The sequence below is a fragment of the Bacteroides sp. GD17 genome (genome assembly GCF_038448625.1).
In the GTDB taxonomy this organism is placed as follows: domain Bacteria; phylum Bacteroidota; class Bacteroidia; order Bacteroidales; family Bacteroidaceae; genus Bacteroides.
Map to the genome: position 1 here is coordinate 228058 of NZ_JBCEZS010000002.1, position 16383 is coordinate 244440.

The following is a 16383-nucleotide window of genomic DNA, read 5'->3' on the forward strand; positions in this document are numbered from 1 at the left end:
TAAGTTGTGGAAGATAAAGGAAGGAAGCAGGGATCGAAATCCCGCTTCCATCCGATTGGTTTTATAACTGGATCTATGAGGCAATTTTACAAATCATAGTTATCTGAAACAACAGCCCAAGGTTCTACCTGAACATCTACCATAAGAGTTGTCTCTTCTGCTACACCACCCTTGTCGGTGGCAGAGCCCGGAGCCTTGATGCTCTTAACAACCATATCGTAGAAATTATTACGCAGTACGTCGAACTTGGCAGCTGTGGAGCCGGAAATATTGCTGTCGGCCGTACCGTTCTTGTTGATGTAGGCACGGAAATAGCAGAGGCCGTCTACATATTCGTCGCTCTTGGTGTAAGTAGGATTGGCAGCCAGGAAAGTGTCGGCATCTGCTTCAACATCAAAATAATAGATGGATCCGTCTGTTGCTACAACAGTCCAGAATGATTTGGCAGCAGCAGTATTCGGGCCTTTGCTGGTTCCATCATCCTCACAGAAAAATTCAGGAGCGTATTGGGCACGCACTGAAACATAAGTCAGGTTGTCACCACTTGCAGGATGAGTTGCGGCAGTATTCTCAGGAGCATAGACGGCCGTGGCATCAAGGGCTGTAGCGGCAACTGATACATTCTCAATGTTATCGTAAGCTGTGGAGCCGGGAGCATAACTGCTAATAGAGAAGAAATCACCGGCTGCAAAACTGGACCAGTTGGGATCCTGAACAACGATAGCAGGAGAAGTACCCACACGCTTCTGCAAAGGATAAATACTCTTGTTGGCGTTGCCAAGGGCAAATTCAAGATTGGTAAGTTCACCGCCTTGGCTCATTATCTTACCGCTGCCATCGCGTGTGATATCCTCACGTACTGTAACCTTGGCTACAAGACGTTTTACGCCTACCGTTATCTGGTTGGCAGCCGGAGTAACACCCGGAGTTGTTTCAGCAACCAGCGTTGCAAGCTTTTCTTCCGCGCTGAACATGGTGAAACCGTTGGAATAAAGCTCATCGGCGCTTGATAACGAATGAGTAAAATTAGCGAGGCTGGTAAGAGGACTGTTAACGGCGGGAAGAGCAGCAGGAGTGGGATAGTTCATTGCCACAAAGATTTTCTTGTTGCCGGTAGTAGTAGCAATCTCTTTGCCTGACTTGAGCTTATAAGTATCAGGCGTACCCGTAACTGCATCAAAGTCGTCCACAACAAGCGAGGCATTCTTCTCAAGAATGTAACTGCCGGGAATGGACGTTTCGGAGTAAATCAATACGTTAATTGTCTTCAGTTCGATCTCGTCGTCAGTGGCATTGCCATCGGTGGAAAGACCATAGGTACGGGGAACTGCCGGAGTAGAAATAGTAAGTCCCATGGCGGTGGGTTGTCCCAATTCAACCGGTTGGCCGGTCATTGCATCGTCATTTGTACAGCTTGTTAAGCCCAAAGTAAGGGCGGCGAAAGCCATAGTCGCAAATTTAAATTTGTTCATTTGTTTAATTTTAAATTAGAAATACTTATTAATTGATTTATATCCTATTGATTCATTATCAATAGATTTACTTGTTATCATTCTTATTTAATACATTATACTTTCTTTTATTCCATAGGCAGCCTTTCATTATCGTTAAAACTATTAATTCACAATCTCTATCGATAAGGGAGAGAGAAACATAGCCGGAAACTATCTCCCATATATTTTATAACTACAGATTATTTAATGATATAGATAAAGGAGACGGCAGCTTTCGTCGGACCGAAATAATGCTTATGCTCATCCCCCTTGTAATCCCCGCAGGTCTTACAGGAATAGCGTTTATAATCGAGATAGGCGTAGCCGACACCGGCGGATAACTCCAGGTTCCAGCTTCGGCCCATATTAAACTGATACCCGTAAGTGAACCCACCGCCAACGAGCCATCCCTGAAAACGGTTAGCTTTCATGTAGTGGTTGCCGATACCTCCGACATTGTAATAACCATAATGTGTATGCAGTCCGAGGAAATGACCGGAGAAAGGAGAACAGAACCATCGGCGGAGTTCAGGTTGAAAAAGAATATGTTTCCATTTCTTATTATCAGAAAAAGAAAAAGGATTGTAACTAACGGGAAGCCCAAGAGTTAGTCTGGAGCCAACCTTGAATTCTACACCGAGGTTAAAACTGGAAGTAGCATCATAAAGAAGGTTGCTGCTGATAGACAGGGAAGGAGTGGCGCTTTTCTGCTCCTGCCCCTTTAGTGAAGGGCACAGAAGGATACTAAACAGAAGAACGGCAAAGAGCCGGGATGTTTCATTAATCATTCTCATTCGATCTATTTTTACGTGGGTTTAGTAAATGGTTTCAAATCCGACACTTGCAAAGTGCCGGATGGACGAAAAAAAGATTTCTTTTTCGCTGATTTTCTTGAAGTTAGAAGCATATCGTTCGTGAACAAAACAGTCTTGTAGAACATTTGTAAAACAAGGGGAAGGAGCAGAAAAGAATAAATGACGTGGAAAAGGATGATTTACAAGAAATTGAAAGAGAAGACAAAGACAAGAAGAAAAGAGAAATGTAGAACATTTGTAAAACGGTTGAATAACAATATATTATGGAATTGACATACAAAGGTGAGCACGAGAGATGCCAACACTCGGAGCAGACAGCAAAACAGACCATTGAAATGGTAAGAATTGCAAAGGGAGACAGTGGAGAAGTGGCTACAGTGAGTAATGAGGTAGTATTCTTCATAGAGGGGCAGGTACGCTTCATATTCAAAAATGCCCCGGATTATGAAGGCAAAAAGGGAGAGATACTCTTTCTGCCGGCAGGAGGCAGATACTCTTATATAGCAGCAGACAATGCGCTGATGGTCGTTTTCCGAATCAGAGGATCTATTGTGCTGTGTGCAAACTATTCGGTGGAGAAGCTATATGAGGTACAGAAGAAGAATGCGGGGTTCTACCTTTCCCAAACACGGAGAAGATTCAGTGTCATGGAAATGAATACAAGAATATGGCAGTTCTTGGACGGGATGATGAACATCCTCAATGACGGAGTGAAATGTGGGGAGTATTTCGAATTGAAAATCAAAGAATTCTTTCTGCTGGTAAGGCTCTATTATACAAAGGAGGATATTTATGATTTCCTGTACCTCATCCTGAGCGAGGACACATCGTTCTCGGAATACGTAAGAATGAGGTGGCACCGATTCAAGAATGTAGAGGAAATGGCAGAATATATGCACTTGACAACCAGACAGTTCTCGGAGAAATTCAAGAAAATATTTGCAGCTACACCTTATAAATGGATGAAACGGGAGAGGGCGAAGATGATAAAGACCCAACTTCTGGATGCAAACAAGACTATCAAACAGATAGCTTTTGAGAATGGCTTCTGCGATCTGCCTCAATTCACCAAGTTCTGTAAGAAGGAAATTGGAAAGACACCCACGGATATACGGGCGGAAGGAATAATGGCAAAGGGAAGAATTGACAACCATTAAACGGCTTTTGACAATCAGATAAAAGATTTTATAGCCTATCTTTGCCCACGGTTTCCATGCTGGCAAACAGCAACCATCCGGCACTTTGCAAGTGTCGGATGGGAAATTATTCTTATCAAGAATGGGACAAAGGTAAGAAAAAATCACTATTCCAAGCTTTGTATCCCCATTTTTAACACACAGAATTTTCACGCTTCGGAAGGGAAGGGCGTAGGATGACGCTCGTAATGCGTTCATTGGCGGCATCCAGGAGGGAATTGTCAAGCTGGTCCAGATAAATCAAGGTTGTACGTTCCGAGGTATGGCCCAGACACTCACTGATTACCCGCAGAGGGATATTTTCCTGTTTACCGATGTTAGCCCATGAATGCCGTGCCCAATGGGTACTTAGAGGCTTTTTGATTCCGGCAAGGGAGGCCAGTTTCTTCAAACGGGCATTCTGGATGCGCAGCCCGTTTTCGTACTGAATGCGGGCGTTTTTATCCGGATCGCGGATGATAGGGAAAACGTACGGGATACAGGAGGTTTCATCGGAGAAACTCGAGATAATGTCACGCATCTCATCCGTAAGCCGTACCTCGATCTGCTGGCCCGTCTTCTTGCGTACATACCGCAGGACACCGCCACGAATATTACTCTTCAAAAGATAGGCAAGGTCTACAAAGCACATACCACGAGCGTCAAAACAGAACGTGAAGTAACGCTGGGCGTCATAGAGTCCCTTCAGGGTTTCGTATTCGCGGCTGAAAGGGGGCTGACTATGCAAGAGCCCGCAAAGATCCAGATTGTGGAGAGACTTGACTTCATCAACGGTAAGGGCACGTTTCATCGTTCTGGTAACACCCGTAAAAACACTGGAGAAGGGCGCACCATCAGGATGAGGAAAGACGCGGTGTTCGGCGATGGCCTTGTTATAGATAGCACGCAGGTTGCGCATGTAGTACGAAAGAGTATTGGGAGAACACCCCTTGTCGCGCAAGAAAAGCTCGAAATCTTTGATAAGGCAGGCATTAATATGCTTCAAAGGGATATCCTCACCTTTATTGAACTTCACGAGACCACGGGCAACGGTGCGGTAAGCACGCGAAGTGCGGTACTGGCCGCGCTTCTCCAACTCGCGAGAGAGACGGGAAGCATAGCCGGACAACTTGTTCTCGTCTTTCTTCTCACGGAAAAGGGAGAGAATATCCTCGACTGTATAACGCCCTTTCTTCTGAAGTTCGGATATAAAACCGGAAAGGAGATTCATACTGGATTTGATACGTGCGTCGACTTCCCTCAGGTAGGATGCACGGGCTGGATCGTTATGAGGATAAATGAGGCGCTGCCCGGCTTTGTCCCATTCTTCATTGAAAATGCGGCATCCGGAAAGGATAACGGTTTTGTTACGTCTGTGATGGACAATACGCAGGGAAAGGCTCCCGGGATGATGCCCCTCTTTGGTGGAAGGGCGGTAGACTAATGTCAAACTTGTCATAATTCTTTTTTAATTTAATTTGTAACTGGATTTATAAGATGCACGAAGCATTATACTAGAACACAAATTAAAACATACGGATGACCAATTCATCACTTTTAAGCGAGTTTGTGGAGGAATTGACAAGCGAAATGCGCTAATTGCAAAGTCGAGAGATTTTTTCTTCTCAAAACGCTCTTTTCTATAAGTTTTTTGTAAATTTGCACCCTTAAAATAAAGAGGGTATCTCCTAAACGATAGGAAAATAGCTTCTACCATAAGTATAAAATAGTAAAATCAGATAAAAAAGATGGCTAAGAAGTTTGCTGAGTATTCGCAATTCGACCTCTCGCAGGTAAACAAGGAAGTGTTGAAGAAATGGGATGAAAACGGGGTTTTCGCCAAGAGTATGACAGAACGTGAAGGTTGTCCTTCTTTCGTATTTTACGAAGGACCTCCCTCGGCTAATGGTATGCCGGGCATTCACCACGTAATGGCCCGCTCCATTAAGGACATTTTCTGCCGTTACAAGACCATGAAGGGTTTTCAGGTGAAGCGTAAGGCTGGCTGGGATACACACGGGCTTCCGGTGGAATTGGGTGTGGAAAAGGCACTCGGCATCACGAAAGAGGATATCGGCAAGACCATCTCTGTAGCTGAATATAATGCTGCCTGCCGTAAGGACGTCATGAAATTCACCAAAGAGTGGGAAGACTTGACGCACAAGATGGGTTACTGGGTAGATATGACCGATCCTTACATCACCTACGACAACCGTTACATCGAAACTTTGTGGTGGCTGCTGAAGCAACTTTATAAGAAAGGACTTCTTTATAAAGGGTATACCATCCAGCCATATTCTCCTGCTGCCGGCACGGGACTTAGCTCACACGAGCTGAACCAACCCGGATGTTACCGCGACGTAAAAGATACTACCGTGGTAGGACAGTTCAAGATGAAGAACCCGAAGCCCGAAATGGCAGAGTGGGGTACTCCTTACTTCATTGCATGGACCACTACTCCGTGGACATTACCTTCGAACACAGCCCTCTGCGTGGGACCGAAGATAGACTATGTGGCCGTACAGACTTACAACGGATATACGGGTGAGAAAATGACTGTAGTATTGGCAAAAGCCTTACTCTACACCCACTTCAATAAAAAGGCGAAAGATATTGCATTAGAGGACTATAAGCCCGGAGATAAACTGATTCCGTTTAAAGTGGTAGCCGAATATAAGGGTACTGATCTGATAGGTATGGAATACGAGCAACTTATTCCGTGGGTGAAGCCGGTAAGTGTAAACGAAAACGGTGACTGGAGCGTCAGCGATAAAGGTTTTCGTGTAATCTCCGGTGACTACGTAACGACTGAAGACGGTACGGGTATCGTGCACATCGCCCCGACATTCGGTGCCGATGATGCCTTCGTGGCTCGTGCTGCCGGCATACCTTCCTTGTTCATGATCAACAAAAGAGGAGAGACCCGCCCGATGGTAGACCTCACCGGCAAGTTCTATTTGCTGGACGAACTGGATGAAAAGTTTGTGAAGGAATGCGTGAACGTTGATTTATATAAGGATTATCAAGGCAAGTGGGTGAAAAACGCCTACGACCCGCAATTCACCGTTGACGGCAAGTACGATGAACAGGCTGCACAAGCTGCCGAATCGCTGGATATCGAAATTTGCATGATGATGAAGACCGGCAATCTGGCATTCAAGATAGAGAAGCACGTGCACAACTATCCGCACTGCTGGCGTACGGACAAACCGGTATTGTACTATCCGCTGGATAGCTGGTTCATCCGCAGCACCGCTTGCAAGGAGCGCATGATGGAACTGAACAAGACCATCAACTGGAAACCGGAAAGCACCGGCACGGGACGTTTCGGCAAGTGGCTGGAAAACCTGAATGACTGGAATCTGAGCCGTTCCCGTTACTGGGGAACCCCGCTGCCCATTTGGCGTACGGAAGATGGTAGCGAAGAAATGTGCATCGAATCTGTAGAAGAACTGTACAATGAAATAGAAAAATCTGTAGCTGCCGGACTGATGGAATCGAATCCTTATAAGGATAAAGATTTCCAACCGGGTGTATATACAGAAGCAAACTATGACAAGATAGACTTGCACCGTCCTTACGTGGATGATATCATCCTTGTTTCCAAAGACGGAAAGCCGATGAAGCGTGAGACGGATCTGATCGATGTATGGTTTGATTCGGGCGCTATGCCGTATGCACAGATACACTATCCGTTCGAGAATAAGGAATTGCTGGACAGCCATCAGGTATATCCTGCCGATTTCATCGCTGAAGGCGTAGACCAGACTCGTGGCTGGTTCTTTACGTTGCATGCCATTGCTACGATGGTGTTCGACAGTGTATCTTATAAAGCTGTAATCTCTAACGGATTGGTGCTGGACAAGAACGGCAACAAGATGTCAAAGCGCTTGGGTAATGCAGTCGATCCATTCACTACGATTGATAAATACGGTTCCGACCCGTTGCGCTGGTACATGATTACGAATTCTTCCCCATGGGATAACCTGAAGTTCGACGTGGATGGAATAGAAGAAGTACGCCGCAAATTCTTCGGTACTTTATATAATACGTATTCATTCTTTGCCCTCTATGCCAATGTGGACGGATTTGAATACAAAGAAGCCGATGTACCTATGGCAGAACGTCCGGAGATAGACCGCTGGATTCTTTCTGTACTGAACACGCTGGTGAAAGAGGTAGATACTTGTTACAATGAATACGAGCCGACTAAAGCCGGACGTTTGATCTCTGACTTCGTGAATGACAACCTCTCCAACTGGTACGTTCGTCTGAACCGTAAACGTTTCTGGGGTGGAGGTATGACGCAAGACAAGCTGTCTGCTTTCCAGACTCTTTATACTTGTTTGGAAACGGTTGCCAAACTAATGTCGCCTATTGCTCCGTTCTATGCCGACAAGCTCTACATGGACCTGATTGCAGCAACAGGACGTGATAATGTGGTTTCTGTTCACCTGTCACAATTCCCCGAATGCAAGGAGGAAATGATAGACAAGGAACTGGAAGCACGCATGCAGATGGCACAAGACGTTACTTCCATGGTATTGGCACTGCGCCGTAAAGTGAACATCAAAGTCCGCCAGCCGCTGCAATGCATCATGATACCGGTGGTGAACGAAGAGCAGCGTGCCCACATCGAAGCAGTGAAAGCACTGATCATGAATGAGGTGAACGTAAAGGAAATCCAGTTTGTAGACGGTGCAGCCGGTGTGCTGGTAAAGAAGGTAAAGTGCGATTTCAAGAAACTGGGACCGAAGTTCGGCAAGCAAATGAAGGCTGTGGCGGCTGCTGTAACAGAAATGTCACAGGAAGCAATTGCAGAACTGGAAAAGAACGGTTCGTATACCTTAACGCTGGATGGTGCGGAAGCAGTTATTGAAGCGACTGACGTAGAAATCTTCAGTGAAGACATCCCGGGATGGCTGGTAGCCAACGAGGGTAAATTAACCGTAGCGTTGGAGGTTACTATCACCGAAGAGCTTCGTCGTGAAGGTATTGCCCGCGAGTTGGTGAACCGCATTCAGAATATCCGTAAATCAAGTGGATTTGAAATAACGGACAAAATAAATATTACGTTATCAAAAAATCCCCAAACAGATGATGCGGTAAACGAATATAAAGACTATATTTGTAACCAAGTTTTAGGAACCTCATTGAAGCTTGAAGAGAATGTTGAAAATGGTACGGAACTAGAGTTTGACGACTTCAAACTATTTGTGAGTGTTGTAAAAGAATAATTACTAAAAACACACATTTTATTATGGCAGAAAAGACAAGATACTCGGATGCTGAATTGGAAGAATTCCGCGCCATTATTATGGAAAAGTTAGAATTGGCACAGCGCGATTATGAATTGCTGAAAGCCAGTCTGACAGGTGCAGACGGTAATGATACCGATGATACATCTCCTACGTATAAAGTATTGGAAGAAGGTGCCAACACCTTGTCCAAGGAAGAAACCACACGCCTGGCACAACGTCAGTTGAAGTTTATTCAAGGTTTGCAGGCTGCTTTGGTACGTATAGAGAACAAAACGTATGGCATTTGCCGCGAAACCGGTAAGTTGATTCCGGCAGAACGCTTACGTGCCGTACCTCATGCAACACTGAGCATCGAAGCTAAAAATAACGGCAAGAAATAAGGATGGGTAAATTTTTCACGAAAGGCCGCATTGCCTTGCTTATTATTTTTTCGGTACTGATTATCGATCAAATAATAAAGGTGTGGATCAAAACGCACATGTATTGGCACGAAAGTATACGTGTCACCGACTGGTTCTACATCTACTTTACAGAGAACAACGGCATGGCCTTCGGTATGGAAATATTCGGGAAACTGTTTCTCACTTCCTTCCGTATTATTGCTGTAGGAGTGATAGGCTGGTTCTTGTACAAGTTCGTGAAGCAGGGAATGAAGACCGGATTCATCGTCTGTGTATCCTTGATTCTGACCGGAGCTTTGGGTAATATCATTGACAGTGTATTCTATGGTGTACTGTTTAATGAGAGCACCCATTCGCAAATAGCCTCTTTCATGCCCGAAGGAGGTGGATATGCTCCGCTGTTTTACGGAAAGGTCGTGGATATGTTCTATTTCCCTATTATTGATACGAACTGGCCCGAATGGATGCCCTTTGTAGGAGGAGAACATTTCATTTTCTTCAGTCCGATTTTTAATTTTGCCGATGCAGCAATCAGCTGTGGCATCATTGCTCTGCTGTTGTTCTACAGTAAATATTTGAACGACTCCTATCATGCCATAAAGAAATCATGAAAGGAAAGAATCGAATTCAATGGTATAGCGTAATCCTTTTGGCATTCTGTTTGACGGCTTGTCAGGTGAAAAGACCTAAAACCGTGTTGCCGGATGCCAAAATGGAAAACGTGCTTTATGACTATCACATAGCCAAAGCTATGGGAGAAGAAGTGCCGTATAACGAGAGTTATAAACGTCTGCTATACGTTGAATCGGTTTTCAAAAAATATGGTATTACCCAAGCCGACTTTGACTCTTCTATGGTTTGGTATGCCCGCAATCCGGAAGTCCTCACCAAGATTTATGAAAAGGTAAACCTGCGGTTGAAAGCCGACAGAGACGGCATCAACCACTTGATCGCCCTGCGCGATAATAAGCCGAAGGAATCCCTTCCCGGCGATAGTATCGACGTATGGATATGGCAGCATATCTATCAGTTGACGGGCATGCCTTTGGATAATAAGATTATATTTACACTGCCTTCGGACACCAATTTCCACGACCGGGATACATTGCGTTGGAGTGTACGCTTCCGTTTCCATAACGGCGCGCCGGACAGCATCCATGCCCCTTTGATGGCGATGCAGGTTCTTTACGAAAAGAACGACAGTGTTGTCAGCGCTATTCAGAAGGTGAAAGAAACGGGAATCGAAACAATCAGTCTGTTTGCTGATACTTTGGGACAGATAAAGGAGATACGCGGATTCATTTACTATCCGATGCAGGAATCTCCGCAACCATTATTGGTAGACCGTATATCCATGATGCGCTATCATGCTACAGATAGCTTGGCGATTGCTCCTAAAGACAGTCTGCAACAAGCAACGGATAGCATAAAGAAGGATAGCATCGGAAAGAAACCGGAGATGCTGAAACCGGTTGAACTCCAAGAGCAACAAGTAGAAAGTGTTTCGGTTAATCGCAGGAATCTTCGTCCTCGTCCTACACTGAAGGAGATCGAAAAGCCACGTAAATAAACGGATCATGAAACGATATGCTTCACATTTTCTGTTACTGCCGGAATATGGTTATTTGAAACAGCATGTCATAGTGATGGAAGAGGAACATATCTTCTCTATTTCTCCACTGACAGAAGAAACGGAGAATACAGAATGGTTTCCCGGGGTTATTGCTTTGCTACGTTATTCAGAGCAAAGTGAAGAATCCGACTTCTTTGATAAATCTGACGATACTTTATCGGCAGTTCCCCAAAATATAGAAGAAGAACTGCCTTTTTTAATTCCTTATCTGTTTTATCCCTTCGACTTTACAACGATGCGGCCTGTCGCCGAAACTCGGCGCAGACAACTGCGGTAGCAATGGCCACATTCAGCGACTCGGATGTTTCACGGTCTGCAGGATAGTTCGGGATGTATAGCTTACGGTTGATTAATTGCTCCACTTCCTTTCCGATGCCATTGCCTTCATTGCCCATTACAATCAGTCCGTGGGAAGTTAAAGGTTGCTCATACATATTTTCTCCATCCAGGAAAGTACCGTAAACAGGGATATCTTTTAAAGAACGGATCAGGTCGGGCAGGGGAGTGTAGTGCAACTTTACGCGTGCAATGCCACCCATCGTGGCTTGTATGGTTTTGGGATTGTAAACGTCTACCGTATTGGGAGAACAGAAGATGTGTTCTATGCCGAACCAGTCGGCAAGGCGGATGATTGTTCCTAAATTACCTGGATCTTGTACGTCGTCCAATGCCAGGCAAAGAGAGTGACTGATGACAGAAGCATCCCACTCATCATCCGGTTGGTGAAAAACAGCCAGCACTTGCTGGGGCGTTTTCAGCAAGCTGGCACGGGATAGTTCTTCTGCTGAAACTTCCGTTACATCTTCTACAGCGAGGTGCGTGTTCTTGGAAAGCCATTCGCCGGTCGCAACGAGGAAGCTGCACGGGAAATGTCCCAATAAATCACCTACGAGTTTAGGGCCTTCTGCCAGAAAAACTTTATCGGCCTTCCGGTTCTTCTTCAGTTCCAGAGAATGGATATATTTAATGCGGTTTTTACTTAGTGCCATATTATGGTAAATGTTATCGTTTGACAAAAATACGTGATTATTTCTATATAATCAAAAACTCAGCACTCTTCCGGCGTTTTTATTTCGGGAACAAAAAAATACAAGTATATTTGTAGCTGTTAATGCGCAATCAATGACGTTGTATGAATAAAGGCTTCCGCTACGCGATACTCGCTACTATCGTACTTTTATTGGCTTCTTGTTCTTCTACCAAATATGTACCGGACGGTTCGTATTTGCTGGATGAAGTGCGTATACATACAGACAATAAAGAAGTGAAGCCATCCAGTCTGTCGCCATACGTCCGTCAAAATCCTAATTCGAAGTGGTTTAGTCTGATAAAAACACAGCTATATGTCTATAACTGGTCCGGACGCGACTCTACGCGCTGGATTAACCGTACTTTGCGTAAATTGGGGGATGCTCCCGTCATCTTCAGTGAGGAGGAAACGGAACGTACCAGCGAGGAAATAACCAAGGCTGTGCAGAATATGGGCTATATGGGTGCCAAAGTAGAATCGGTGGAACAAGTTAAAAAGAAGAAGATGAAGCTGGCTTATAAGGTTACTACCGGCAAGCCATATAAAGTTCGGACGCTGAGATACGACATTCAAGATGATAAGATCAAGGAATACCTGCAACAGGATTCTGCGGAAACCTATTTGTCCGAAGGCATGTATTTCGATGTCAATGTACTGGATGCGGAACGTCAGCGTATCACAAATCATCTTTTGCAGAACGGATATTATAAATTCAACAAAGATTATATCTCTTATACCGCAGACACTGTGAGGAACACTTACCTGGTGGATTTGACGCTGCATTTGGCTCCTTTCAGGCAGCGCAATGAAGATGAACCGCAAAAACATCGCCAATACACCATTAATAAGGTGAGTTTTATTACGGATTATAATGTGTTGCAATCGTCTTCTTTAAGCAACAGCATCGAAGTAAACGATTCCCTGCACTATAACGGATATCCCATTTACTATAAAGACAAGTTGTATCTGCGCCCCAAGGTGTTGACGTCCAATCTGCGCATCACCCCTGGAACCCTGTATAATGAACAGAATGTGCAGCGCACCTACTCCAACTTCGGACGCTTGCAGACCTTGAAATACACCAATATCCGTTTCTTTGAAACCCAGCAGGCCGACAGTGCCAAACTGAATGCTTATGTGATGCTGACGAAAAGCAAGCACCAATCGGTATCTTTTGAAGTAGAAGGTACAAACTCTGCCGGTGATTTGGGTGCAGCAGCAGCCGTAGCCTTCCACAATCGTAACATGTTCAAGGGATCTGAAGCATTTATGCTAAGACTGCGCGGAGCCTACGAAGCCGTGTCGGGTCTGCAAAGCGGGTTGAACCAGGACTATATCGAGCTGGGTGCGGAGGCAACCATCAACTTTCCGCGCTTCATGTTTCCGTTCATTTCCAGTGACTTCAAGCGGAGAATAAGAGCTACCACCGAGTTCGGATTGCAATACAACTATCAGATGCGCCCGGAGTTTACACGCATTGTGGCATCAGCCGGCTGGAGCTATAAATGGGGAGTACAACAACAGCGCTCTCAACATCGCATCGACTTGCTGGATATCAACTATCTGTACATGCCCTGGATAGATCCGGATTTCAGGGAAAAATACTTGGAGAGAGATGAGAACTACATTCTTCAATACAATTATGAGAACCGTTTCATTGTCCGCACCGGATATAGCTATACGTTTAACAGTGCCGGAAGAGCTTTGATGAATAACTCCGTCATCGGCAATTCTTATACGATACGTGTCAATTTTGAGTCTGCCGGCAATATGCTTTATGCTTTGGCAAAGATAGGGGGAATGAAGAAGAACAATAAAGAAGAATATACCTTGCTGAATATACCTTTTGCCCAGTATCTTAAAGGGGATTTTGACTTTGCCAAAAATGTGGTTATTGACAACCGTAACTCTCTGGCATTCCACATGGGTGCCGGGATTGCCGTCCCTTATGGCAATGCAACCATAATTCCTTTTGAGAAACGTTACTTTTCGGGTGGAGCCAATAGTGTACGAGGTTGGTCAGTCCGCGATTTAGGTCCCGGCTCTTTCCCCGGCGACGGCAATTTCTTGAATCAGTCGGGAGACATCAAGCTGGATGCCAGCATTGAATACCGCACACGTCTGTTCTGGAAATTCAGAGGAGCACTCTTTGTAGATGCAGGAAATATCTGGACTATCCGCAATTATAAAGACCAGCCGGGAGGTAAATTCGAAATTGATAAGTTCTATAAGCAGATTGCAGTAGCCTATGGTTTAGGATTGCGTCTCGATCTGGACTTCTTTGTGCTGCGCTTTGATGGAGGTATGAAAGCGCTCAATCCGGTATATGAAAAAGGAAAAGACCGTTATCCGATTATTCGTCCTGATTTCGGTCGTGATTTTGCTTTCCACTTTGCAGTAGGGTATCCGTTCTAAATTAATAATGGATAGTTGATAAAGGATAATTTAGCATACGCATGTATGCCGAATATCATTATCAACTATCCATTATTCATTATCCATTATCAATTAAAAGCGTAATAGCTGTTTATCATGGTAGCCTGGCGGGCAGCAGCCACACCTTGGGCATCCAGCGTAACAGTCATTTCTTCACCGTTCGGAAGAGTCATTTGTGCAGTACCGTCATTGTTTATTTGCAGCAATTCAGTGCTTACGCCATCGGCAACAACATTCCACGTATTCAATTCCTTGTTATAGATAAGTTCCATAGAGGCTGTTTCGCCTTCTTTCGTGATGGAGTAACCGTTTTCGAGCGTCTCTACCAGGTAGTTGCCATTTTCGCCTTTCACCGTCTTTACGTCGCCAATGCTTGCCATCGGATTAGTACCACTCCAGAATTCGATAGAGTTGATAACCAATATATCTGCCAGGTAACATACACCATATACGGGAATGATATTAAACGCCAAAAAGACTAACTCGTTAACAAACTTAGTACCAATACTTTGATTCCAGTTTACCAACTTGCTATGCAATCCGAAAGAACCGATACAAGAACTGAAAAGAAATGCACCACAGATCATCACGGTTGCAGCCATTTTAAAATTGAATTTTTTCATAATTTCTCTTTTTAATTTTATTCTGTTTAACCAACTTATAGCTTATTCAGCTATTTTAAGTAGCTGCAAATATAGTCTTTTTACATAAAATACCTATAAATTGAACTTAAAATCTGTTCGTAAAGGAATAAAAGTAGCTATTTATCAGACTTTTGCGAGAGATAGTAGTTTACTCTCGTTTCAAAGGTTTGATGATAATTCGCAGGGAAGGGTCGTAAGTAAAGTAGCTCCACATCCAGTCGAAGAAGATAAACAGGCGATTCTTTACGCCTACAATGCTCATTAAATGGATGAACAGCCATACTGCCCATGCGGGAAAACCGCCGAAACGCAACTTTTTAAGTTCTACTACGGCATGATTGCGCCCGATAGTTGCCATAGAACCTTTATTATGATATGCGAACGGCTGCAAAGGCAATCCTTGTTCCGCACGTTGCAGATTCTGTATCAGATTCTGTGCCTGCTGTATGGCGGGTTGTACAACCTGCGGATGTCCCTTGGGATAATCGGGAGAAATCATAAGTGCCGTATCTCCGATAGCAAAGATATTAGGATATTGATACAAACGGTTATAACTGTCTACCTTCAGGCGGTTGCCCGGGCCGTAAGCTTCGGCAGGCAATCCCTGCAGGCTATTGGCTTTCACTCCGGCCACCCAAAATACATTCCGGGTTTCGATGGCAGTTTCATCACTCAGCGCCAGCCGATGATTTTCATAACTTATTACTCTCAGGTTCAATCGGATCTCTACCCCTCGCTTTTTCAGATAGTCGGCCACTTCTGCAGAAGATGCTTCCGAGAAAGCCGACAAGAGTCTGGGAGAACCGTCTATCAAGAGAATGCGCATTTCGTCGATATTCAGGTCGGGATAATCTTGTGGCAACACAAACTTCTTCATTTCGGCCAAAGCGCCTGCCAGTTCAATTCCTGTAGCTCCACCGCCCACGATGGCAAAAGTCATCAGCCGCCTGCGTTCCTCTTCGTTGCCGGTATTTTGGGCTTGCTCGAAACTTTCCAATATCTGGTTGCGGTTGAACAGAGCTTCCGATGTGTTTTTCAGAGCCATGGTCTGTTTTGCCATATCACTGTTCCCGAAATAGTTTGTATCACATCCGGTGGCAATCACCAGATAGTCGTAAGCCAAAGTACCAATAGAGGTTTCCAGGAGATTATTCTCGGGGATTACTTGCTGTGCCTCGCAAATGCGTATGTGGAAATACTTCCGCTTCTTGAATATTTTGCGGAAGGGGAAAGATATGGCACTGGGTTCGATGCCTGCCGTAGCCACCTGATAAAGTAATGGTTGGAAAATATGATGATTGTTCTTATCCAGTAAAACCACTTGATACTTGTCACTTCTCAGTTTTCGTGCCAACTTCAGTCCTCCGAAGCCGCCACCTACGATAACCAGTCGTTTCCGTCCCTCTTTGTCGGGAATATCCATCGCTGTCTTCATAATCTAATTTCATGTTGTTCTTTGTATATAAAGAAACACTGTGCGCGACGGAAAGTTCTA

13 protein-coding genes are annotated in these 16383 nt (G+C 44.7%); 7 read left to right on the forward strand and 6 right to left on the reverse strand.

Annotation, left to right across the window (positions count from 1 at the left end; genetic code table 11):
* Positions 1-86: 86 nt before the first annotated feature.
* Positions 87-1472, reverse strand: a complete 1386-nt coding sequence (locus AAE250_RS04215) for an Mfa1 family fimbria major subunit (RefSeq protein ID WP_294597025.1) — start codon at positions 1470-1472, stop codon at positions 87-89.
* Between the two features lie 221 nt (positions 1473-1693).
* Positions 1694-2287, reverse strand: a complete 594-nt coding sequence (locus tag AAE250_RS04220) for a DUF3575 domain-containing protein (RefSeq protein ID WP_294597027.1) — start codon at positions 2285-2287, stop codon at positions 1694-1696.
* Between the two features lie 284 nt (positions 2288-2571).
* Here AAE250_RS04220 and AAE250_RS04225 point away from each other — a divergent pair, with 284 nt between their 5' ends.
* Complete coding sequence (locus tag AAE250_RS04225) at positions 2572-3465, forward strand: helix-turn-helix domain-containing protein (RefSeq protein WP_294597029.1); 894 nt, start codon at positions 2572-2574, stop codon at positions 3463-3465.
* Between the two features lie 172 nt (positions 3466-3637).
* Here AAE250_RS04225 and AAE250_RS04230 read toward each other — a convergent pair whose 3' ends face one another.
* On the reverse strand, positions 3638-4942 hold the full coding sequence (locus AAE250_RS04230) for a tyrosine-type recombinase/integrase (protein ID WP_294597033.1): 1305 nt from the start codon (positions 4940-4942) through the stop codon (positions 3638-3640).
* Between the two features lie 289 nt (positions 4943-5231).
* Between AAE250_RS04230 and ileS the strand changes: the two genes are divergently transcribed.
* Genes ileS through AAE250_RS04255 form a run of 5 tightly spaced genes read left to right on the forward strand, consistent with a single transcriptional unit; the run spans position 5232 to position 11055 of the window.
* Positions 5232-8720 carry an isoleucine--tRNA ligase gene (gene ileS / locus AAE250_RS04235; protein WP_294597038.1) on the forward strand — a complete coding sequence of 1163 codons (3489 nt, stop codon included), beginning with the start codon at positions 5232-5234 and terminating at the stop codon, positions 8718-8720.
* 23 nt (positions 8721-8743) lie between these two features.
* Positions 8744-9124 carry a TraR/DksA family transcriptional regulator gene (locus tag AAE250_RS04240; protein WP_004290962.1) on the forward strand — a complete coding sequence of 127 codons (381 nt, stop codon included), beginning with the start codon at positions 8744-8746 and terminating at the stop codon, positions 9122-9124.
* A gap of 2 nt (positions 9125-9126) precedes the next feature.
* The gene (locus AAE250_RS04245) at positions 9127-9756 is read left to right on the forward strand and encodes a lipoprotein signal peptidase (RefSeq protein WP_294597056.1); all 630 of its coding nucleotides are present in this window, start codon (positions 9127-9129) and stop codon (positions 9754-9756) included.
* On the forward strand, positions 9753-10715 hold the full coding sequence (locus AAE250_RS04250; protein ID WP_294597060.1) for a DUF4296 domain-containing protein: 963 nt from the start codon (positions 9753-9755) through the stop codon (positions 10713-10715). Before AAE250_RS04245 ends, AAE250_RS04250 begins: the two co-directional genes overlap by 4 nt.
* Before the next feature lie 7 nt (positions 10716-10722).
* On the forward strand, positions 10723-11055 hold the full coding sequence (locus AAE250_RS04255) for a hypothetical protein (RefSeq protein ID WP_294597063.1): 333 nt from the start codon (positions 10723-10725) through the stop codon (positions 11053-11055).
* On the opposite strand, the gene AAE250_RS04260 is transcribed toward AAE250_RS04255, so the two are convergent.
* Positions 11006-11767, reverse strand: coding sequence for an RNA methyltransferase (locus AAE250_RS04260; protein WP_294597065.1), 762 nt, complete (start codon positions 11765-11767; stop codon positions 11006-11008). The genes AAE250_RS04255 and AAE250_RS04260 overlap by 50 nt on opposite strands.
* A 143-nt stretch (positions 11768-11910) precedes the next feature.
* On the opposite strand from AAE250_RS04260, the gene tamL reads away from it, so the two are divergent.
* A complete protein-coding gene (gene tamL / locus AAE250_RS04265; protein ID WP_294597068.1) occupies positions 11911-14223 on the forward strand; it encodes a translocation and assembly module lipoprotein TamL in 2313 nt (770 codons plus the stop codon).
* A gap of 89 nt (positions 14224-14312) precedes the next feature.
* On the opposite strand, the gene AAE250_RS04270 is transcribed toward tamL, so the two are convergent.
* Positions 14313-14867 carry a DUF3332 domain-containing protein gene (locus AAE250_RS04270; RefSeq protein ID WP_294597071.1) on the reverse strand — a complete coding sequence of 185 codons (555 nt, stop codon included), beginning with the start codon at positions 14865-14867 and terminating at the stop codon, positions 14313-14315.
* A 169-nt stretch (positions 14868-15036) separates the two neighbouring features.
* Positions 15037-16323: an NAD(P)/FAD-dependent oxidoreductase gene (locus tag AAE250_RS04275; protein WP_294597074.1), complete on the reverse strand. Its 1287-nt coding sequence runs from the start codon at positions 16321-16323 to the stop codon at positions 15037-15039.
* Positions 16324-16383: the final 60 nt, after the last annotated feature.